Source organism: Erythrobacter sp. (assembly GCF_036351135.1).
Lineage (GTDB): Bacteria > Pseudomonadota > Alphaproteobacteria > Sphingomonadales > Sphingomonadaceae > Erythrobacter.
Genome location: NZ_JAZBON010000026.1, coordinates 203,030 through 223,346, shown reverse-complemented (window position 1 = coordinate 223,346; position 20,317 = coordinate 203,030). Strand labels below are relative to the sequence as shown.

Below are 20,317 nucleotides of genomic sequence, written 5' to 3'. Positions count from 1 at the left end.
TAGGCCATGCTGCGATGCGCCAAGCCCCCGCTTTTCCCCGTTTCTTCGAGAACCAGACCATTGACGAACCAAGATGCAGGGCAGGGCATGCAGGCACGCAAGGGCATCATTCTTGCCGGCGGTTCCGGCACGCGGCTTTATCCGTTGACGCGGGGCGTGTCGAAGCAGCTGATGCCGATTTTCGACAAGCCGATGATCTACTACCCGTTGAGCACGCTGATGCTGGCGGGCATTCGCGACATCCTTGTCATTACCACCCCCGAAGATGCCGAGCAGTTTCGCCGGGTGCTGGGCGACGGGTCAGATTTCGGCGTTGCGTTGAGCTATGCGGTCCAGCCGCGGCCCGAGGGTTTGGCGCAGGCGTTTCACATCGGTGCGGACTTCGTCGCCGGCGGGCCGAGCGCGCTGATACTGGGCGATAATATCTTCTACGGCCATGGCCTTCCCGATCTGCTCCGCAGCGCCAATGCGCGCACCAGCGGCGCCAGCGTCTTCGCCTACCGCGTCACCGATCCGCAAAGTTTCGGCGTGGTCGAATTCGATGCAAGCGGCCAGGCGATCTCGATCGAGGAAAAACCCGCGCAGCCCAAATCCAATTACGCGGTCACCGGGCTCTATTTCTACGACGAGACGGTGGCCGATCGCGCGCGCGACCTGAAGCCCTCGGCCAGAGGAGAGTTGGAGATCACCGATCTCAACCGGCTCTATCTCGACGAAGGCGCGATGTCGGTCGAGATGATGGGCCGCGGCTTCGCCTGGCTCGACACCGGCACCCACGCCTCGCTCCTGGACGCGGCGACCTATGTCCGCATCACCGAGGAGCGGCAGGGTCTCAAGATCGCGTGCCCGGAGGAAATCGCCTGGCGGCAGGGCTTTATCGACGATCAGCAGCTCAGGGCAATCGCCGAGCCGCTGCGAAAGTCGGGCTATGGCGAATATCTCATCGGCCTGATCGAGCGGCCGGGCGGGCCATGAAGGTCATCGAAACCGCCATTCCCGGCCCGCTGATCATCGAACCCAAGGTCTTCGGCGACGCACGCGGCTTCTTCCTCGAAAGCTGGAATACTGCGAGTTTTGCCTCGGTCGGGCTCGACATGACTTTCGTTCAGGACAATCACAGCCGCTCGCAAAAGGGTGTTCTTAGGGGATTGCATTTCCAGAACCCCGGCCCTCAGGGCAAGTTGGTGCGCGTCACATCGGGCGCGGTTTACGATGTCGCAGTCGACTTGAGGCGCAGTTCGCCACATTTCGGCAAATGGGTCGGGGTCGAGTTGACTGGCGAAAACTGCCGCATGTTCTGGGTGCCCGAGGGCTTTGCGCATGGTTTCCTGACGCTCGAGGACGGGACAGACTTTCTCTACAAATGCACCGCCCCCTATGCGCCCGATCACGAGCACACGCTCGCCTGGGACGATCCACAGGTGGCGGTGGATTGGCCGGCACTGCACGGCGAACCGACGGTCTCTAAGAAGGATGCAGGCGGCCTTCCCCTCGGCGAGGTTTCGATCTTCGCGTGAGGGCGCTGATCACCGGAGCGGGCGGGCAGCTTGGCCGCGCCCTGCTGGCTACCGCGCCTGCGAGCGCCGATCTGACCGCGATCGGCCATGCGGATGTCGATTTGGCCGACAACGCCATGCTGCGCGCGCGGCTGGCGGTCGAGGCACCCGATATCATCCTCAACGCGGCCGCCTATACCGCGGTCGACCAGGCGGAAGGGGACGAAGAGACCGCCCGCGCGATCAACGCTGATGCGGTGGCGATCATGGCGCGAACGCAGGCCGAAACCGGCGGCAGGCTGGTCCATATCTCGACCGATTTCGTCTTCGATGGCCGCGCGCCGCGGGCCTACCGCCCCGATGACGAACGCGCGCCGCTCAGCGCCTATGGGCGGAGCAAGGCCGAGGGCGAAGATCATTGCCGGCCGGCGGATTTGCTGGTGCGCACCGCCTGGGTCTACGCCGCCGGCGGGCGAAATTTCGTGCGTACGATGCTGCGCCTGATGCACGAGCGCGGCGAGATCGCGGTGGTTGCCGATCAGATTGGCGCGCCGACATGGGCGACCGGGCTCGCGCGCACCATCTGGGCGTTAGTCGACAGCAGCGCGACGGGAACCTACCACCACAGCGATGCCGGAACCGCCAGCTGGTACGATTTCGCCGTCGCCATCGCTGAGGAAGCGCACGCGCGTGGCCTTATCGAGCGGATGCCGAAGATCCGCCCGATCGCCACAGCGGAATATCCGACCCTCGCCACCCGGCCCGCCTTCTCGCTGCTCGACAGCAGCGCGACGCGGGCCGAGCTGGGCGATGAATATGTGCATTGGCGAACGCATCTTCGCGTGATGCTGGAAGAGGAAAAGGCGCTTGGCTGAGACCCTGGTCACCGGCGGCGCCGGCTTTATCGGCGGCAATTTCGTCCATTTCTGGAACGCGCATCATCCGGGCGACCGCGTGCTCGTGCTCGATGCGCTGACCTATGCCGGCAACCGATCGACACTGGCAGGGGCGGACAATGCCGAACTGATCGAAGGCGACATTCGCGACACCGACCTGGTCGAGCGGCTGCTGCGCGATCACGACATCAGGACGATCGTCCATTTCGCCGCGGAAAGCCATGTCGATCGTTCGATCAGCGGGCCCGACGCCTTCATCGACACCAATATCCTCGGCACAAATTCGCTGCTCAAGGCGGCGCGGGCGGTCTGGCTTGCGGGCGACGGCATTGCGCATCGCTTCCACCATATTTCGACCGACGAGGTTTACGGCTCGCTCGGCCCCGATGACCCGGCTTTCAGCGAAACGACGCCCTACGCGCCCAATTCGCCGTATTCCGCCTCGAAGGCGGCGTCCGACCACCTCGTGCGCGCCTATCACCATACTTACGGGCTCGAGGTCACGACCAGTAACTGCTCGAACAATTACGGGCCCTACCAATATCCGGAAAAGCTGATTCCGCTGTTCTTTCTGAACGCGCTGTCGGGCCAAGCGCTGCCGATCTACGGCGATGGGATGAATGTACGCGACTGGTTGCATGTGGAGGACCACTGCCGCGGGATCGAGGCGTGCCTTGGCCAGGGCAAACCGGGGGAGACATACAATATCGGCGGCGGCGCGGAGCTGCCCAACCTTACCGTCATCGATACGATCTGCCGCGAGGTCGACCGCGCGTTCGAGGAGGTGGACGGACTGGCCGAGCGCTATCCCGACGCACCTGCTGCGCGCGGGGAGAAGAGCGAGATGCTCAAGACCTTCGTCACCGACCGCGCAGGCCATGATCGGCGCTACGCGATCGACGAGACCAAGGCACGCCGCGAGCTCGATTATTTGGCACGGCACCGCTTCGAAGACGGCCTGCGCCAAACCTTGCGCTGGTATCTCGCCAACGAGGATTGGTGGCGTCCGCTGCTGCGTTCATGAACCGTGTGGGGTCGCAGGACTATGCAGCACTTCGGCGCGATCGTCTGGTCCAACGAAAGCCGGTTCGGCTCCCGGCGGTGCTGTTCTTCGCCGAATGCGGCTGTTAGACGCCCCGGCATGCTGCCACACGCGACAAGAGTCTGAAATGCCGGTCAATCTGCGAAACTCGCGCACGATGCGCAAGCTGTTGGGGCGTGCGGCCTGGAGCTTCGGGCGCAGCGCAATCGATCGCGCGGGCGGCGGCAGCGCGGGCGAAGCATAGATATAATGTCGCAGACCCCCTCCAATCCTCATTCGGATGAAGCCGCCCCGGTCAGCCGCATCGGCCTGCTGTGGCATTCCTTTCGCTCGGAGAATCTCGGCGTCGGCGCACTTACCGTCGCCAATGCGAATCTGATCGGAACGGCGGCACGGCAGGCGGGCTACCGACCTATCTTCCATGTCGTCGGCGTGCCGGGCGGTTTCGATTATAGCGACGAGGTTCTCTTCGAGACGCATTTCGTCAAGACCAGCTACAAGGGCGTCATCAATCCGTTCTCCGGCCTGCATTCGGCGCTTCGCCGCTGCGATTATGTCTTCGATATCGGCGGCGGAGACAGTTTCTCCGACATCTATTCCGCCCGTCGCTACGGCCTCATCATTTCCACCAAGTTCGTCAGCCGTAGGGCGAATGGGCCGCTCATCCTTAGCCCGCAGACCATCGGCCCCTTTTTCGCTGCCCGGGCGCGGTGGGCCGCGGTGCAGGCGATGCGCGGCGCTGCGCAGATTTTCGCGCGCGATGAAACGTCCTACGCGCTCTTATCCGATCTGGGTTTTGCCGGGCGCAGCGACCTCACCACCGATGTCGCTTTCGCCCTGCCCTACGAAGCGCCGAGCGACAAGGACAGCCGCGATCTGGCCGCCGGACCGATCAAATTCGGTCTCAACGTCTCGGGCCTCCTGTATCGCCGCGATCTGGCGCTGGACGACAAGATCGAGCTTGCCGTCGATTATCCCGCGCTGATCGATACGATGATAGAGCGCCTGCTTGGGGATCCGCGCGTCGAGTTGCATCTCGTGCCCCATGTCCTGTCCGCCCACGCGCCGCCGCCCGGCGCTCCGCCGTCGCCCGATGACGATTACGACACGGCGCAGATGCTCGCGCGCAAATATCCGCAGGCCGTCCTGCCCGACCGTTTCACCGGACCGTCCGATGCGAAGAGTTATATTGCGGGGCTCGATCTGTTCGCCGGCAGCCGGATGCATTCGACGATCGCTGCGCTTTCCTCGAATACCGCGGTGCTGCCGCTGGGCTACAGCCGCAAGTTCAATGGCCTTTTCGGATCGCTCGGCTATGGCTGGAACAGCGATCTGACCTGCGAGACGGATGAAACGGCGCTCGCGCGCTTTGACCGAGCGATGCAGGATATCCCGGCGCTGCGAGTTGAGGCCCGGGCGGCCAACGAAGAGGCGCAGCGACGGCTCTCGGGCTACAAGCGTTTTCTCGAGGACCTTTTCGCAAACCGCGCGGCGCGCCATGCTTGATGTCGAGACGATCAAGGCGAGCGGACTGTGTTCGGGGTGCGGCCTGTGCGCCGGAATCGGCGAGGGCGACCGGCCTGCGATCGTGATGAAGGATGCCGCCAACGGCTATCGCCGCCCTGTCGTCACCGAGCCTGTTCCCGAAGAGCAGGCCAGGCGGATCGACGAGGTCTGTCCCGGAGCGAATATCGTCCACGGGGCCGAAGGGGAGGACGCACCGGACTACCACCCGGTCTGGGGTCCTGTTCAAACCGCCCGGCTGGGTTGGAGCAGTAATGCGGCCCTGCGTCGGAACGCCTCTTCGGGCGGGGGGCTTTCCGCGCTTCTCACCCATCTGCTGGCCACTGGCGAGATCGACTATGTCGTTCAGGTAAGTGCGGCGCCCGACCTGCCCCTTCGCAACATGACGCGCGTCAGCACGGGAGCCGAAGACGTATTCGCCAGCGCAGGATCGCGCTACGCACCATCCTCCCCGCTTGAGGATATCGAGCGGCATCTGGCGGGCCACAGCCGCTTCGCATTCGTCGGCAAGCCTTGCGATGTCGCCGGTTTGCGCCAGCTTGCGCGGATCGACCCGCGGGTCGACGAGAAGGTCGCCTACATGTTCGCCTTCATGTGCGCCGGCGTTCCGAGCCACCATGGCACCTCGGCTCTGCTGCGCGAAATGGGCATCGCATGCGATGATGAGGTGACGAGCTTTCGCTATCGCGGCGACGGCTGGCCGGGATTTGCGACCGCGGCCACCGCCTCGGGCGAGACCCACCGGATGGATTACGACAGCAGTTGGGGCGGGGTGCTCAACCGCTATCTCCAGTTTCGCTGCAAGATTTGCCCCGACGGCATCGGCGAATTCGCCGACGTGGTATGCGCCGATGGCTGGTATCTCGACGAGGCCAATGCGCCGATCTTCGACGAGCGCGGGGGCCGCAGCATCATCCTGTCGCGCAACGCGAAGGGCGAAGCGCTCGTCCAGAGCGCCGAGCGGGCGGGCGCGCTGCAAACCCAGCCGGTGACCATCGAAGAGATCGCCGCGATGCAGCCATATCAGGCGCGGCGCAAGGGGTTGACCGGGGCAAGACTGACGGCGATGGCGCTACTCGGCCGCCGGCGGCCACGCTATCGCGGCCTTGCGCTGGCGGAAAATATGAAACGCCTGGGTCCTGCGAAAGCGCTGCGCGAACTCCTCGGGACGCTTCGCCGTCTGCTGCGCGGGCAGGGGCGCGAATAGACATCATGGCCCGCGGCAGCTTCTTCAACGCCGGATCGATCCTGACCATCGGTTATGCGGCGGAACACGTTCTGTTGTTTGTGCGCATATTGCTGGTCGCCCGCTTTCTCGGGCCGGAATATTTCGGGATCAGCGTGACCTTCCTGCTGATTGTCAGCACCTTTCAACTGCTAAGCGATCTGGGTTTCGAGAAGTACGTCATTCAAGCGCGCGAGCCGGACTATCTGCGCTCGCGCGATACGCTGGCGACGCTGATCCTGGTGCGCGGGCTGCTCATGGGCGCGAGCATTATCCTACTCGCTCATACGATCGCGGGCCTGTTCGGCTATCCCGATATAGCTTGGTTTTATGCGATTGCCGCCGTCATCCCCATCATCGAGGGTTTCCGGCATATCGATCCCCTAGCCCAGCAACGGCAGATGCAGTTCGCCCCGTTCGTCATGTCGCAGCTCGGCGGGATGGTGCCCGGCGTGCTGCTGACCATCGTCCTTGCCTATGCAACACAGAATTACGTCGCGATCGCGGCGGGCTGCGCGCTCACCTCGCTGGTGACCGTAATCCTGTCGCACTTGCTTGCGACCCGTCCCTACCGGTTGGGTTTAGATCGGCCCGCCTTGCGTGATATCCTGGTCTATGGATGGCCGCTCCTTCTGAACGGGATCGTCATCTTCCTCTCGACGCAAGGGGACCGCATCGTTGTCGGCGCGCTGGCAGGAATGCGCGACCTTGCTGGTTATGCCGCGATGGCGGCCGTGACGGGAAGCGCGGCGGTTCTTTTCAATCGGATCTGCACGAACCTGCTCCTCCCCCTGCTGTCCGAAGCGCGCGATGATCCGGGCCTCTACGTAGCGCGCGCACGCACGACGGCCGCTGGCACGTTTCTGGCGGTGAGTCTCTTCCTGTTCCCGATCGCAACGCTCGGAGGGCCGCTCGTCTTCCTGCTGTTCGGGGACGGCTATTACACTTCGCCCCTGCTCGCCGCTTTTTTGACCGTGGTCGCCAGCTCGGTCGTGGTGCGCAGCTGGTGCAACGCGAACCTGCTGAGCCTGGGCGGCACGCGCGACATCCTCATGGCAAACATCCTGCGCGCCGGCGGACTGGCTCTCGCCTTTGCCGCCCTGCGGGCTGGGTATGGCATCGTCGGCGTTGCAGCGGGGATTTGCGCAGGCGACGTCGCGGCCAGTTGCCTCGCAAACTGGCGGGTTGCGACGAGGGTTCCGGCCATTGCCCGGACCTGCGCCCTTCTTGCCGGTGCGCTGCTTGCGGGAGCTGCGCTGCTTATCGCGGTCAATTCCCGGCTCGATCCGTTTGCCGATCCGATTACGACCCTGGCAGTCGTGGTTCTCACCACGTTGCCTTGGGCTGCCGCGGTTCTGGCGCTGTCGCGCGATCTGCGCGGGCGTATCGCTGTCGTCTGGGAGACGGCACGCGAGCGACTGGGTTGGCCAGCAGGGTGATCCAGCTTGCTGCAGCCCAGTCGCCCGCGTCCATTCAGGGCGTTACGACCATGTAGCTGCTGGTAGGCTCACCCTCTGCGTCGAGCCGCGAGGGTTGCAGCGGGTGCACACCGAAGTTGCCGCGATTGGGCAGCGATCCATTCCATTCGGTGAGCATGCCGGCGAAATAGAGCTGCGGCTGCCCCCAGACATTCTCGCCATTGTCGCCCCAGTCAGCGTTATGGGCGAAGTCAGCATCGGCAAAGTCCGGTGCATTTGGCGCGGCCCCGGTCCCCCATCGCATGATGAAGGCGTTATGCGCGATATCGGCGCTCCCGGTAGTGTTACCCGAATGCCCACCCAGAGCCAGCCCTCCGGCCGTGCCGAACAGCGCATTAAGGTTGGGCATATTCGCAGCTCGCGCGGACGACGCAGCAGCCGGCGTCCAGCTGCCCCTATCCCAAGCGAAATGCAATTTGACCATGCCAGCCTCGTCGGTCGCCGAATAGTCGAGTTGCACGTGCATCGTGATCTCGGTGCCGTCGAGGGGCAGGTTCGTGTTCGCGCCGGCGAAATCGACGCGATCCGAACTGACGCCGCTTGGGTAGAAGCGGAAGCTGGTACCGCTAGGCGAGTAGAACCAGAAACGCGAGCTCGAAGCGGCGTTGGTGCTGATCAGCGCGTCACCGCCGCTGAGATTGTAGAGCCGGAAGCGGTAGCTGAATTGCAGCCAGGCAATAGTCTCGCTGCCGAAAGGCGGCGCGGACGAAACCTGGCGCTCGGATCGGAGTGCGGTGTCGCGCACGGTCTCGATCTGGGCGGCGGGCGCGGGAAGGACACCGGTAAGGTTGGTCGCTACGGTTTCGGCGATGGTCGCAACGGGTGCACCGCCGATGGTCATGGCCGCATCGGTGCCCGGAGGCGTGTAGGCGATGGTAACCGTGTCGCCTTGCGCCACGGGTGCAGCGAGCCGCACGGCAAGGCTGTAGCCATAGACGTTCGGGGAGCGGTGTTCGGACGGTTCGTCGACGAAGGAGTCGGCTTCGGCAAGAATCGTCGCCGGCGATCCGTTAATCGATACAGCGAAGGCGCCTCTCGACGGAATCGCACCACGTGAAAGCAGCTTGTCGAATTCGATCCACACCTCGCTCTCACGGGCGGCGACGCGGACGATCGAAGGTGCGGCGGCGTCCGCACCGGCGCCGTAATTGCCCCAGAACGAAGCGAGCATGTCGAGGACGAAGGGCGAGGGGAGGTCGGCACCCCAGCTTTCGCCTAGTGCCCAGTCGTAGCCAAAGTCGAGATAGTCGTTGTAGGCCCCCGTCACGAAGCTGGCGGTCGCAAGCCCCATCATTCGCAGTGCGAGCGCCTGTGGCAGCGTGGTTGAGAGAACGTTCAAGCGATAGACGTGGTTCCAAGCCGATCCGGTCAGGGTCGGGCTTCGCACATCGCTGCGCCAGAGCGGGGCGTTCTCCATGTAGTGATTGAACGCGATATGGTCGAACCCGCTGCGCTGATCGGATGCCGCTTCGATATAGGCGCGATCGACATAGGTGAAGATATTGTCCTCGGTCGCCCAGCCATCGTTCTGCGCCGGGTCGACAAGCGCGAGCAGTTCCGCCGCCTTCGCCGTATCCGCAGCATTGCGCAGCGCGTGTGCGGCGAAGATTGCCACCGCCTTGACCCAATGCTGGCCGCCGCCCCAGCCGGCGAGGATCGCCCAACTGCCGCCATTCGTGACGTTGCCGAGGATGTCCAGTCCGATCTGCACGAGGTGGCGCGCAAGCGTTTCCTTCTCCGCCGCGGTCAGCGCGTCGGTGCACAACGCCAGCAACGCTTCGCCGAGCTCTTCGGCAATGTCGCGGCCGTAAAGCTCCTGGTGGTTCACCGCGCTCAATTCGCGGCTGAATAGATTATTCGTGAACCAGGTCTGGTAGACCTTGTCGATCCTCGCGGTCAGCGTGGCGAAGTCCGGCTGCGAGGCGGGCGCGGCGAGGCTCGGAAGAAACGCGAGATCGACGTCGTCGGCGGTGAAGTAGCTCGTCTTGTCGCCTGCCGCCGGGGCCGGTCGGAACGCATTCTCCGGCGGCACGGCGCTGACGCAGGTGAGCGCGGCGTAATTCTCGGTCAATCCGAAGCGTAGGTTCGAGGGCGGGGTCATATTGTGAACCGCCTTCATCAATGTCGAGGGCGCGGTGACGGCGAGCGGCGCGGCGGTGAAGCCGGGATCGAGATTGAGCGCGGTGTCGACCGGCTGCAGTGTCGAGAGGCTTGCAGGCGTATCGGCATTCTCGAAGTCGTGAAAGCCCTGCGCGGCAGTCGTCCATCCTTCACCTTCGCCCGGATCGACCATCAGCCCGTGCATCATCTTGTCGGTAAAGTCGCCGATATCGGAATAGTTGCCGCTGACCAGTTGCGAGGCGGGTGTGGTCGAGGCCAGCGTGATATCGCCGCCGTCCGGGATCACCGCGAAGTAGGAGCCGTCCGCATACTGGCCGACGTCGCGCGCCGCGGCGAAGGTGAAGGTCGCGTTGTTACGGGCGACGCTCGTCTCGCTGGTTGTGGGGGCGGGGGCGGGGGTCGGCTGTGCACCGGTTTTGCGCCCGATTGCACGGTGTTGCCCCCTGATCTTTCCGAAACCGAACCCCGGCATCAGGCGAAGCCGACGATGTCAGCGGCGCTGGTGCCCGATGCGCGGACCGCGCGGCAACGGACATCGAGGATAGCGCCTGTCTGGACGTTGCGGAACGTGACGTCCGCATCCGAATCCACGGGGCGGACCACCAGGTCGCCGCCTGTTCCGATATAAAGCGCCTTGGTAAAGAGCGCGAGGTCGTTCGCATCGTCAGCGATGATGGCGAATGCATGGCGGGCAGGTGCGATGACGCTGTCGGTCGAAGCGGCAAAGGGATCGGACATTGTTAAAACCTCTCTGATTATTTGGAGAGCAACGCAGTAACCAGATAGGTTATATGTAGGAAAGCTCTATCTCGCTCAGGAGCGGGATCAGCTACAATGTTGGTCGGTGGGTGCGGTATCCGCGACAGTCATCGTGACCGTCCGACATCCTAACCGGATTGACGGCAATGTCCTTTGCATGGGTGCGGGATCGGTCTAACGCTCGATCTATGGCGACAATTGCTTCCCCATACGCGCGATCCATCCCACCGCCGCGCCCCATGCCGGTCCGCACCGATAGCCGAACCGGCGTCTATATTCTCGCCGTCCTGGTCTATCTCATTTTCATCCCGGGCCAGTTCAGCGTCACGTTGTTTTCAATCTTTCTGACGCCGCTGCGGGTTTTTATTCTCGTCCTCTCTCCGTTCATCCTGCGCGAAGTGGTGAGAGGCCGGTTGCGCTTCACTACGCCGGATTTCTGTCTGATCGTCGTCGCCGGCTGGATCGCGCTTGCTTCCTACATGAACAGTGGAGAGCTGGAGAAGGCGTTCCAGCAAGGCGGGTCGCACCTCGTCGACATAACGCTGGCCTACTTCATCGCAAGAGTATGCATAAAAACCCCGCGGGACCTGCGCTTGCTCCTCATCCTCACCGCCCCCGGGGTTCTGATCCAGGGGCTGATCGTATTTCAGGAAGCGGTCACACATCAGCGCCTGCTGCAGCCTTTCGCGACGAGCCTGACCGGGTCCGTCAACCCGCTTCGCGACGAAGCTCGCCTCGGCCTGATGCGCGGGGCGGCAAGCTTTCCGCATCCCATCCTGGCCGGCATCTTCCTTGCGAGCCTGCTGCCGATCTACCTGCTTTCCGGGCTTCGCAGCTGGCCGAAATGGGCCGGCATCATCGCTGCGATCTGCGCTTTCTTCACCATGAGTTCCGCAGCTCTGCTCGGACTGATCTTCGGAGCTATCCTCGCCGCCTATGACTGGCTGACCGAGCAGATCAGGAACGTGACCTGGCAACTGCTTCTGGCGTTCGGGGCCGTGGTCTATTTCGTGATCGAAATGCTGAGCAATACCGGGTTTTACGGGCTGCTGGTGCGTTACGCGTCGCTCAACACCGCCTCGGCCTACAATAGGGTGCTGATCTGGCGCTTCGGCACGGACAATATCGCCGAACATCCCTGGTTCGGGATCGGTTACGACGACTGGGTTCGGCCCTCATGGATGCACTCGGACTCGTTCGATCATTTCTGGCTGATCATGGCGCTCCGGTTCGGTATTCCAGCCTCGTTGCTCCTCATTATCGCCCTGCTGGTCGCATTGGTAATGGTGGCACGCTCGTCGCTCTTCGCAAATCCCGTGGATGCACGGCTTTTGCGAGGAGTTGCCATCTCGCTCGGCGTGTTCGCTCTGGGGGTGAACTCGGTTTCGATGTGGCAGGGCATTCTTGTTTGGTTCTTCGTGCTGTTCGGCGTCGCGGTCAGTCTCGGGGTCTATCGCCCCTCCCCCGATCGCAGCATGGTCCGGGCGACGCCGCCGCGCGCCGCTGCGCCGGCCGTGGCAAACTGACAGCAGCGTTCGGACCCTTTGCCGGACACTCTATTCGCCTGGAGCGCCCCGGTCTTCAATAGTTCCGCCAAGCCGCCGGGCGCGCCAATCGGACAGTTCCGCCCCGATGCCGCGATCTGTGCGATAGCCTTGACGCCAACGGGAGGGAAACCGGGCCATGGCCGTGTGACCTTCCCCCACTGCGCGAGCTGACGGAAACAAGCGTCCCAGCACCTTGGCGAAGGCCCATCGCTCGATTGCCGCCAGCCAGAGCAGGACGAATGCGACCTCGCGCTTCCACCAAGGCCAATGGGTGCGCACGAATTGCATCATGCCCGCCGCGCGAAAGAGAATGCGTTCGCGTGAATGGACATTCCCATGTCCGATATCGTGGATAGCTCTCGCCGATGAAATCCGCCAGATGTCGTGTCCCGCGCTTCGCAGGCGATAAAATAAGTCCACCTCTTCCGAATAGAGGAAATAGCTTTCGTCGAAGCCGCCCACTTCGCGCCAGGCGTCGGCACGGATCATCGCGAAGCTGCCGCTGAGGCTCTGGACCTGCTGATCGCAGGCAAGCACTGCGGAGGAATCGAAGCGCGCCGAGGACCGTCCCCGCACCCGGCTTGCCATTTCGCTTAAGGAAGGAAAGCGGACGCTGTTGCCGTTATCGGGTTCGCCCTCGCGGTTCAACGTAACCCCGCCCCACGCGCTCGCTTCAGGGTAGCGCTCGCTTGCTGCGAACAGGGCGTCGATTGCGCCCGGAAGCAGGACGACATCGGGATTGAGGAGGAGGAACATCTCTCCGCGGGCCTCGGCGGCCAGCAGGTTGTTGCCGCCCGCAAATCCGATATTGCCCGCATCCTCGACGATACGGATATGGGGGACTTCGTGTTCGACCAGCGCACGGGTCGAGCCGTCGCCCTGATCGATCAGTAACACCTCGTAGCTGTGCGAGCGACAGGCATCCGGAATGGAGCCAAGGCAAGCGCTGATTAGCGCCGCCGAATTGTAGGCGACGATGAAGATGCTCAGCGCAGGGCTTTGCTCGGGTTCGGGTACGAACGTGGTCACAGGGCGTTCGGGTCAGGCGCTGCGTTGGCGCGAGCTGGTGTCGCGAACCCACACCTTTTGCGCGCCGAGCCATTTGCGGCGGATCATGTCAAGCCGGACCAGCCCCTTGATGATCGTGAAGACGATCACTTCTAGTGCAGACGCATCGCTCCTGATCGCGCCTGCGAACCCCCCGCCCTTGGCAAGTTGCGTGACATGCGGACTGGGATAGAGCCGCCTGACCTCGGCATTGCCGAACATTCGCCTCGCCTCGACGCGCACCTGGTCGAGCCCGGTATCGGGCGGGCGCACGAGCGAGAAGACCGGCTGCCCGTCGCCCGTGCGGGTGACGAACCGGCGCTCGTCCTCGGCGAAGCGGGTATGGATCCAGATATCGTCGCCGATGATTTCGGGGAAGCTTCCGATCCGTTCGAGCGCTGCGCGCGACAGGCCATAACAGCCCGCACCGCCCCTGCCCGAGCGCGCATAGGGTTGTTTCGACCACGCGCCGTAATAGGCGCGCACCACCCAGTTCGCATCGGAGAAGTCGTGGCGGATGCCCGGCGCGGCCACCATGACGCCCGGTTCGCGCAGCGCCTCGGCCAGGGCTGCGAGCGAAGCATATCCGCACACGACGTCGGCATCGAGATAGATGCGCGGAAAATGGGAGGCGGCGGCGTTGGCGGCGTTTATCGCGCGCGTTTTCGAACATTGCGCGAGGTCAAGAACGATCGCGTCGCCGTCGGCCTCTCGCGCGACTTCGACGGTGTCGTCGGTGCAACCATTGGCGGCCACAATGATCTCGATTTGGGCGCCCACCGGCGCGCCGCTCCGCGCCGCCTGCAGGCAGCGAGCGATCACCGCCTCTTCGTTATGGGCGGGGATGATCACCGTGAACGGTTCGAGCACCGCGCCGCTCCGTTGTCCGTCAAATGCTGCACCCGGCATCACCCGGCTTTGCGGTTCGGGCCGTATTCGTAATAATCGTATTGATAGGAATAGCTCTGACCCGCTTCGCGCGCGCGATATTTGCTGAGAATGAGGCCGAGCACAGTGCCGCCGGCCGAGCGCAACCGTGCCACCGCCGCGCGTGCCTGCGCGAACGGCACCTTGTTCGCCTCGAGCACGAAGATCGTCCCGTCGACTGCGCGTGACAGGGTCGGTGCGTCGGCAAGACCCAGAACCGGGCAACTGTCGAACAGAATGAGCGAGTAATTGTCGCGCTGCGCCTCGATGAATTTGGACAATTCCTCGGAGGACAGGATTTCCGCCGGATTGGGCGGGATCGCTCCCACCGGAAGCACTTCCAGATCTTCATGGACACCCTTGACCACCGCATCTTCGAGCTTGGAATGGCCCATGAGGACTTCGACGAAGCCTACTTTGGGGCTTTCGAGTTCGAGCAGCTTGGCGACCGACGGGCGTCGCAGATCGGCGTCGATCAAGAGCGTCCGGCGACCCGAACGCGCGAACAGTTCGGCCAGCACCACCGCGGTCGTCGACTTGCCCTCGAATTCGCGCGTGCTCGTCAATTGCAGGACGTTGCGGCTGCGCGGCAGCGAAAAGTCGATTGCAGCCTTGATCGACGCATAGGCCTCCATCAGCGCGCTGAACTGGTGCGAGCTTTCGACGCTCGCATCGCCCGCCTTCTCATCGATGTGTGGCGTGTGGCCGATCAGCGGCAGGTCCATCTTTTCTTCGACCTCGTCAAGCGAACGGACGCGGTCGTCGAACATCTCGCGCAGCACTGCGAGCCCGCCCGCCAATGCCAGACCAAGGACCAGCGAGAGCCCGAGATTCTGCAGGAGGCTCGGTGCATAGGGCGAACCTGGAACCAGCGCGCTCTCGATCTTGGTCATGTTGCCGCTATTGACGTTGGCGGCGCTGCTGATCTGGTTGTAGCGTTCGAGCAACGAGCGAAGCTGCTGACGCAAGGCCTCCGCCTGGCGCTCCAGCACGGTCAGCTGAACCATCTCGTCCTGTTCGGCGAGGGATTCGCTCGAAAGGGAGCCGAGCTCGCTCTGCAATGCCTCTTCCTGGTTGCGCGCGACGATGAAGTCGTTGCGCACGGATGCCCTTATGTCCGCGCTCGAACGCTCGATCTGATCGTCGAGGATCTCGATCTGGGCGAGCAGGTCGGTGATTTGCGGAAAGCTGTCATTGTAGCGTTGACGCAACTCGGCCAGTTCAGCGCGTAACCCCGTGCGATCAGCCACCAGCCCTTGCAACACCGGGCTGTTCTGCACCTCGGGCAATTGCGATGTGGGTAGGTTCTGGATCGAACGCCATTTCTGCTCCGCCGCGATACGGGCTGCGCGCGCTTCTGCGAAGCGCTGACTGATATTGGTCAGGTTGGAATTGGTCAGCGTGGTCTGCGACGTGCTGCCGTCCTCGTTCGCGATCGGCTGCACGATGATGCCGCTCGCGCGCGCATAGGTGTTGGCGTCGCGTTCGGCCTCTTCGAGCCGCTCGCGCACGATCTCGATCTGATCGCTGAGATATTCGATGGCATATTCATTGCCGGCGATCGTTTCGCGGGTGTCCGAAGAGATGAAAGCATCGGCATAGGCATTGGCGAGTTCGGCCGCGAGTACAGGGTCTTCGGAACGGAAGGTGATCGGGATGACCCAGCTTTCCGCCGGTGTTGTTGCAGCCACCCGGCCGGCGAGGGCGGAGGTGATCATGCTCTCCTTCGCCTCGCGCCACTGTTCGTCGCCCATGCCCGGGGACCGCCTCTCCTCGATATCGCCAGGCAGCAGAACCCCGCGCTCCACCAGATTGCGCTCGTCAACCACGACTCCGGCAAGGCTGCGGCTCTTGATCAGTTCGACCAGGGTCGCGAGATAGTCGCCGACCTGGTTGCTGGCGATCCCCTGCTCGACATCCTGTCCTTCGAGAATGAAGGAGCCGTAGGGCTCGACGCTGACTTTCGAAGTCGCCTGGTACATCGGCGTCGAGAGCAACGTTATAATCAGTCCGATCGCCAGCGCGGCCAGCGTGATCGCCAGGAACAGCCAGCGCTGGCGATAGAGAATGCCGCGCACCGTATCGATGCTGACGAGCTTGGGACGCGGCTGGGCGGCAACAAGCTGCTGGTCCGGTAGATACTGGTCCAGCCAGCCGCCGCGGCCACCCGAATCGCTCGCCTCGTTCGGGCCGATAATGGAGCGATCGTTCATTGGATTATCTGACCAGAACCAGGCCGAACGTTCCAAATGCGGGCAGCGCCTGGAGCGCGTTCTTGTAGAACACCGAAAGGCCGTCCGTGCCCATCACCACGCGGTCGCCCGGCTGAAGGATGGGATCGAGCATCGTGCCCTGCCGGACCTGGCGATAGTCGAACTTGGCGACCAAGACGCCCTCGGGACTTTCGCGGAACACGGCGACCTGTTCCTCCTTGGCGATCTCCGTGGGGCCCTTGGCCATGGCGACGGCGGAAGAGAGCCGCGCGCCAGGCTGGAATGCGAAGACGCCCGGCTCCGTGACCGCGCCCTCGACGGTGACCAGATGCGAGGCGTAATTCGCGATATTGACCGCCACCATCGGCGTGCGCAGACCGGCGGCCAGCAAACGGCGGGAAATGTCCTGTTCGAGCTGTGCCGTGGTTATTCCCGCAGCCGGGATCGCTCCCAGCATCGGGAGGGACACCGTTCCGTCGACGCCGAGCCGCACATTCTCGATCGAAAGCTCGGGCTCGCGAAAGACATTGACCGAAATCTGATCCGAAGGACGCAGGGCATAGGTGTTGGCGGCAATCGCCGCAAATTCCTGCTGCCCAAGGTCGGCGCGGGGTGTGATAACAGCCGGTCCGATGATCGGTTCGGGCGATGAGGCGCAACCGGTCGCCACCATGGCGGCCAGACAGCAGGCGACACCGGACAACTTGGTCGGAAAAGCGGACATGATCGGCAGGGTTCCTCGAAGATCGACAGAGGATTACAATGGTTTGTCCCTAAACGCCCCCCCATGCATAAGCAACTGCCTTGCCGGAAGCCTGTGGGCGCAATGGCTCGATTCGGCGCGATTGGCGGGTTACGGGGCTTGGATAACCGCTGCACCCGACGTTCGGGCGCCCCGCTACAGGGATGAGAGAAATCGTGCTGCCTTCGCTTTCCCCGTTCAGTCTGGCCGCACTGTTTCTTTACGCTTTCGTCGTTGCCGCCTGCGCCTTCGCCGCCCGCGAAGCGCAAGGTAATGGTCAGCCGGCAGGTCATGGCCGTGCCTGGCTCATGCTCGCTCTTTTCTTCGCAGCCTTGATGCTACTGCGCGCGTTCGACGTCGAGGAGACAATCCGCTCTTATCTCCGCGATCAGATGCGCGCTGAAGGCAGTTTCGAGGCCAGAAGCGCGCTGCAAACGCCCCTGGTCGTCGTCCTGATCATGGGTCTGACCATCGGGGGTCTGGCCGCGATCCGCAATTTTCGCCGACACGCCGGAAGCCGGCGTAATCTTGCGCTCGCGGCAGGTTGGGCGGGAGCGCTCTTCATGCTTTGCGTAATTGCGCTTAGGATGGTGTCGCTGCACGCGGTGGACCGGCTTCTTTACGGGCCGCTCAAGCTGAACTGGGTCGGAGATATCGGGGCGAGCCTGATCGTGTTCGGGGCGGCGATCTATTACGCGATGCTGCTGCGCGGGCATTTTGCGCGGTCACGCCGCTGAAAGCCTTCGCCTTACTTTCGCGCGACGTCGTGCTGACGGACTATCGCCTCGACTGTGCGCGCGCTTGCCTGGCCATCGCCATAGGGATTGTGCGCCTTCGCCATGGCGTCGTAGGCGGCGGGATCGTCCAGTAGACGCTCGGTCGCATCGACGATCGCATTCTCGTGCGCGCCCACCAACTGGGCCGTGCCCGCCGCCACGCCTTCGGGTCGCTCGGTCGTCTCGCGCATGACGAGAACCGGTTTGCCGAGGCTCGGCGCCTCCTCCTGTATGCCGCCGGAATCGGTGAGAACGATATGGCTCGCCTCCATCAGCGCGACGAACTCGGGATAGGTCAGCGGGTCGATCAAGTCGATGTTGTCGTGGCCCGAAAGCGCGGGCCGCATGACGCTCGCGACCTTGGGGTTGGGGTGCAGTGGATAGATGATCGCCACGTCGCGGCGGTTCGCGAGCCGGGAGAGCGCGCGGGCAATGGCTTCCATGCCAGCGCCGAAATTCTCGCGCCGATGGGCGGTGACGCACAGGATATGGCGCCCGGCAAACTTTTTCCGCAGCGCGGTGACGACCGGAGCGAGCGAGGGATCGGCAGCGATCTTCGCGCGGGTTTCGAGCAGGGCGTCGATCACGGTGTTGCCGGTGACATGAATTGCGCTCGCTGGAATGTTTTCCGCGCGCAAAGCCTCGGCTGCGGCTGTGGTCGGAGCGAAATGCAGGTCGGCGACGGCGCCTGTAACCTTGCGGTTCACCTCTTCGGGCCAAGGGGCGTAGATGTCGCCGCTGCGCAGACCCGCCTCGACATGCCCGACCGGAATGCGGCGGAAATAGCAGGCGAGGCTCGCCATCATCGTCGTAAGCGTGTCGCCGTGGACAAGCACGCGATCGGGCCGCTCGGCATCCAGCGCCTCGCCGAACCGCGTAACGATACGCGCCGCGAGCGCATCGAGGCTCTGCCCCTGTTGCATCAGGTCGAGATCGATATCGGGCACGATTTGCGCCAGGTCGAGCACCTGGTCGAGCATCTCGCGGTGCTGCGCCGTCACCGCGACGCGGACGTCGAAAGCCTCGCTTTCGCGAAGCGCGCCGACCACCGGGAACATCTTGATCGCTTCGGGCCGGGTGCCGAACGTGACGAGGATGCGCGGAGGGCCTGCAGCATCCCGCGCCGCGCCTTCACCGTTCATTTCTTGAGCATTCCGCGCGTGTCGAAGACGAGCTTGCCCGCTAGGTCGCCCGGCAGGAGATGTTTGAAGGCGGTGTGATCGACGAGCACAACGATGATCTCGGCCTCGGCAAGCGCCACGTCAAGCGTCGCCAACTGCGCGCCGGTTCCGGCGAAACCGCCCGGCAGTTCGTCGGCAAACGGCTCGACCACCATGATCCGCTGACCGCGCGTGCGCGCCAGGCTGAGCGCGATTTCGAGCGCGGGGCTTTCGCGGAAATCGTCGATGTCGGGCTTGAAGGCGAGACCCAGCAGCGCGACCTTCGCGCCCGGTACCGCGTCGAGCAGCGCGCGGATGCGGCGTTCGGTATAGGTCGCCTTGAAATCGTTGACCTCGCGCGCGGTGCGGATCAGGCGTGCGGCCTTGGGCGATCCGGCGACCAAGAACCAGGGATCGACCGCGATGCAATGTCCGCCGACGCCTGGCCCGGGTTGGAGGATGTTCACCCGCGGATGCCGGTTTGCGAGCGCGATGACGTCCCACACGTCGACGCCGAGATCGTCGGCAATAACGCTCAGTTCGTTGGCAAAGGCGATGTTGACGTCGCGAAAACTGTTTTCGGTGAGCTTGACCGCTTCGGCGACGCGGGCGTTCGTGACGAGACAGTCGCCTTCGACGAAGCTGGCATAGAGCGCTGTCGCCCGCTCGGCGCAGGCAGGCGTGATACCGCCGATCACGCGATCGTTCTGCACGAGTTCGCGTACGATCTTGCCGGGCAGAACGCGTTCGGGGCAATAGGCGAGCGCGATGTCGCCTTCCGCTTGCGAACCGAAAACGGGGACGGCGATGTCGGGCCGCATCTCGGCGATGATCTGCGCGACGCGTTCGGTCGTGCCTACGGGCGAGGTGCTTTCGACGATGATGCAGGCACCGGTCGCGATGCGCGGCGCGATGGCGCGCGCGGCGGCCTCGACATGGCCGATATCGGGCGTGTTCTCGTCCGTCAGCGGGGTCGGCACCGCAATCAGATAGAACTGCGCGGCAGGAACCTCGAGCGAGGCGGTGAGCTTGCCCGAGGCGATCGCGTCATGCACCAGCCGGCCAAGATCGCGCTCTTCGATATGCACCCGGCCCGCGGCGACCGTTTCGACCACGTCCGGCGACACGTCCACACCGCACACGTTCCACCCATTGGCGGCGATCACCGCCGCGGTCGGGAGGCCGATATAGCCAAGGCCGACGACCGCCACCTGGCAGTTGCCGACATCATCGCCGGCGGTTTGGCTTGCGCTCGCCGTGGCCGCATCGAAAGGGGCGTTCATAAGGTCCGGTTTCCTGCCATGGTCGAGCGCGCGGATCATGGGCGAGGAGGGTTAAAAACGCGTTAGGCCTGCGCCTTGAGC

At 63.8% G+C, this 20,317-nt stretch carries 17 protein-coding genes; 9 read left to right on the top strand and 8 right to left on the bottom strand.

Annotated features, from left to right (window positions below):
- The first annotated feature begins 87 nt into the window (after positions 1-87).
- From rfbA to V2I30_RS09335, 7 genes are all read left to right on the top strand, one after another.
- Entirely contained in the window at positions 88-975 is an 888-nt protein-coding gene (gene rfbA / locus V2I30_RS09365) for a glucose-1-phosphate thymidylyltransferase RfbA (RefSeq protein ID WP_330661875.1), read from the top strand.
- Positions 972-1,517 carry a dTDP-4-dehydrorhamnose 3,5-epimerase gene (rfbC, locus tag V2I30_RS09360; RefSeq protein WP_330661873.1) on the top strand — a complete coding sequence of 182 codons (546 nt, stop codon included), beginning with the start codon at positions 972-974 and terminating at the stop codon, positions 1,515-1,517. Before rfbA ends, rfbC begins: the two co-directional genes overlap by 4 nt.
- The gene (rfbD, locus tag V2I30_RS09355) at positions 1,514-2,371 is read left to right on the top strand and encodes a dTDP-4-dehydrorhamnose reductase (protein WP_330661872.1); all 858 of its coding nucleotides are present in this window, start codon (positions 1,514-1,516) and stop codon (positions 2,369-2,371) included. Before rfbC ends, rfbD begins: the two co-directional genes overlap by 4 nt.
- Entirely contained in the window at positions 2,364-3,416 is a 1,053-nt protein-coding gene (gene rfbB / locus V2I30_RS09350) for a dTDP-glucose 4,6-dehydratase (protein ID WP_330661871.1), read from the top strand. Before rfbD ends, rfbB begins: the two co-directional genes overlap by 8 nt.
- A gap of 267 nt (positions 3,417-3,683) precedes the next feature.
- Positions 3,684-4,940, top strand: a complete 1,257-nt coding sequence (locus V2I30_RS09345) for a polysaccharide pyruvyl transferase family protein (RefSeq protein ID WP_330661870.1) — start codon at positions 3,684-3,686, stop codon at positions 4,938-4,940.
- Positions 4,933-6,165 (top strand): Coenzyme F420 hydrogenase/dehydrogenase, beta subunit C-terminal domain, encoded by a 1,233-nt coding sequence (locus V2I30_RS09340; RefSeq protein WP_330661869.1) that lies wholly within the window; start codon positions 4,933-4,935, stop codon positions 6,163-6,165. The genes V2I30_RS09345 and V2I30_RS09340 overlap by 8 nt, the downstream gene beginning before the upstream one ends.
- 5 nt (positions 6,166-6,170) lie before the next feature.
- The gene (locus V2I30_RS09335) at positions 6,171-7,622 is read left to right on the top strand and encodes an oligosaccharide flippase family protein (protein WP_330661868.1); all 1,452 of its coding nucleotides are present in this window, start codon (positions 6,171-6,173) and stop codon (positions 7,620-7,622) included.
- Positions 7,623-7,656: 34 nt separating this feature from the next.
- On the opposite strand, the gene V2I30_RS09330 is transcribed toward V2I30_RS09335, so the two are convergent.
- Positions 7,657-10,254: a hypothetical protein gene (locus tag V2I30_RS09330; RefSeq protein ID WP_330661867.1), complete on the bottom strand. Its 2,598-nt coding sequence runs from the start codon at positions 10,252-10,254 to the stop codon at positions 7,657-7,659.
- Complete coding sequence (locus V2I30_RS09325) at positions 10,254-10,520, bottom strand: spike base protein, RCAP_Rcc01079 family (protein ID WP_330661866.1); 267 nt, start codon at positions 10,518-10,520, stop codon at positions 10,254-10,256. The genes V2I30_RS09330 and V2I30_RS09325 overlap by 1 nt, the downstream gene beginning before the upstream one ends.
- 260 nt (positions 10,521-10,780) lie before the next feature.
- Here V2I30_RS09325 and V2I30_RS09320 point away from each other — a divergent pair, with 260 nt between their 5' ends.
- Positions 10,781-12,067: an O-antigen ligase family protein gene (locus tag V2I30_RS09320; RefSeq protein ID WP_330661865.1), complete on the top strand. Its 1,287-nt coding sequence runs from the start codon at positions 10,781-10,783 to the stop codon at positions 12,065-12,067.
- A gap of 30 nt (positions 12,068-12,097) precedes the next feature.
- On the opposite strand, the gene V2I30_RS09315 is transcribed toward V2I30_RS09320, so the two are convergent.
- Genes V2I30_RS09315 through V2I30_RS09300 form a run of 4 tightly spaced genes read right to left on the bottom strand, consistent with a single transcriptional unit; the run spans position 12,098 to position 16,999 of the window.
- Positions 12,098-13,117, bottom strand: coding sequence for a glycosyltransferase family 2 protein (locus V2I30_RS09315; protein ID WP_330661863.1), 1,020 nt, complete (start codon positions 13,115-13,117; stop codon positions 12,098-12,100).
- A 12-nt stretch (positions 13,118-13,129) separates the two neighbouring features.
- Positions 13,130-14,005, bottom strand: a complete 876-nt coding sequence (locus V2I30_RS09310; protein WP_330661862.1) for a glycosyltransferase family 2 protein — start codon at positions 14,003-14,005, stop codon at positions 13,130-13,132.
- Between the two features lie 38 nt (positions 14,006-14,043).
- Positions 14,044-16,275: a GumC family protein gene (locus tag V2I30_RS09305; RefSeq protein ID WP_330661861.1), complete on the bottom strand. Its 2,232-nt coding sequence runs from the start codon at positions 16,273-16,275 to the stop codon at positions 14,044-14,046.
- A gap of 4 nt (positions 16,276-16,279) precedes the next feature.
- Positions 16,280-16,999 (bottom strand): polysaccharide biosynthesis/export family protein, encoded by a 720-nt coding sequence (locus tag V2I30_RS09300; RefSeq protein ID WP_330661860.1) that lies wholly within the window; start codon positions 16,997-16,999, stop codon positions 16,280-16,282.
- Between the two features lie 194 nt (positions 17,000-17,193).
- Here V2I30_RS09300 and V2I30_RS09295 point away from each other — a divergent pair, with 194 nt between their 5' ends.
- The gene (locus V2I30_RS09295) at positions 17,194-17,754 is read left to right on the top strand and encodes a hypothetical protein (protein WP_330661859.1); all 561 of its coding nucleotides are present in this window, start codon (positions 17,194-17,196) and stop codon (positions 17,752-17,754) included.
- Positions 17,755-17,765: 11 nt separating this feature from the next.
- Here the strand turns inward: V2I30_RS09295 and wecB are convergent, their stop codons facing one another.
- On the bottom strand, positions 17,766-18,935 hold the full coding sequence (gene wecB / locus V2I30_RS09290) for a non-hydrolyzing UDP-N-acetylglucosamine 2-epimerase (RefSeq protein ID WP_330661858.1): 1,170 nt from the start codon (positions 18,933-18,935) through the stop codon (positions 17,766-17,768).
- Entirely contained in the window at positions 18,932-20,236 is a 1,305-nt protein-coding gene (gene wecC / locus V2I30_RS09285; RefSeq protein ID WP_330661857.1) for a UDP-N-acetyl-D-mannosamine dehydrogenase, read from the bottom strand. Before wecC ends, wecB begins: the two co-directional genes overlap by 4 nt.
- Positions 20,237-20,317: the final 81 nt, after the last annotated feature.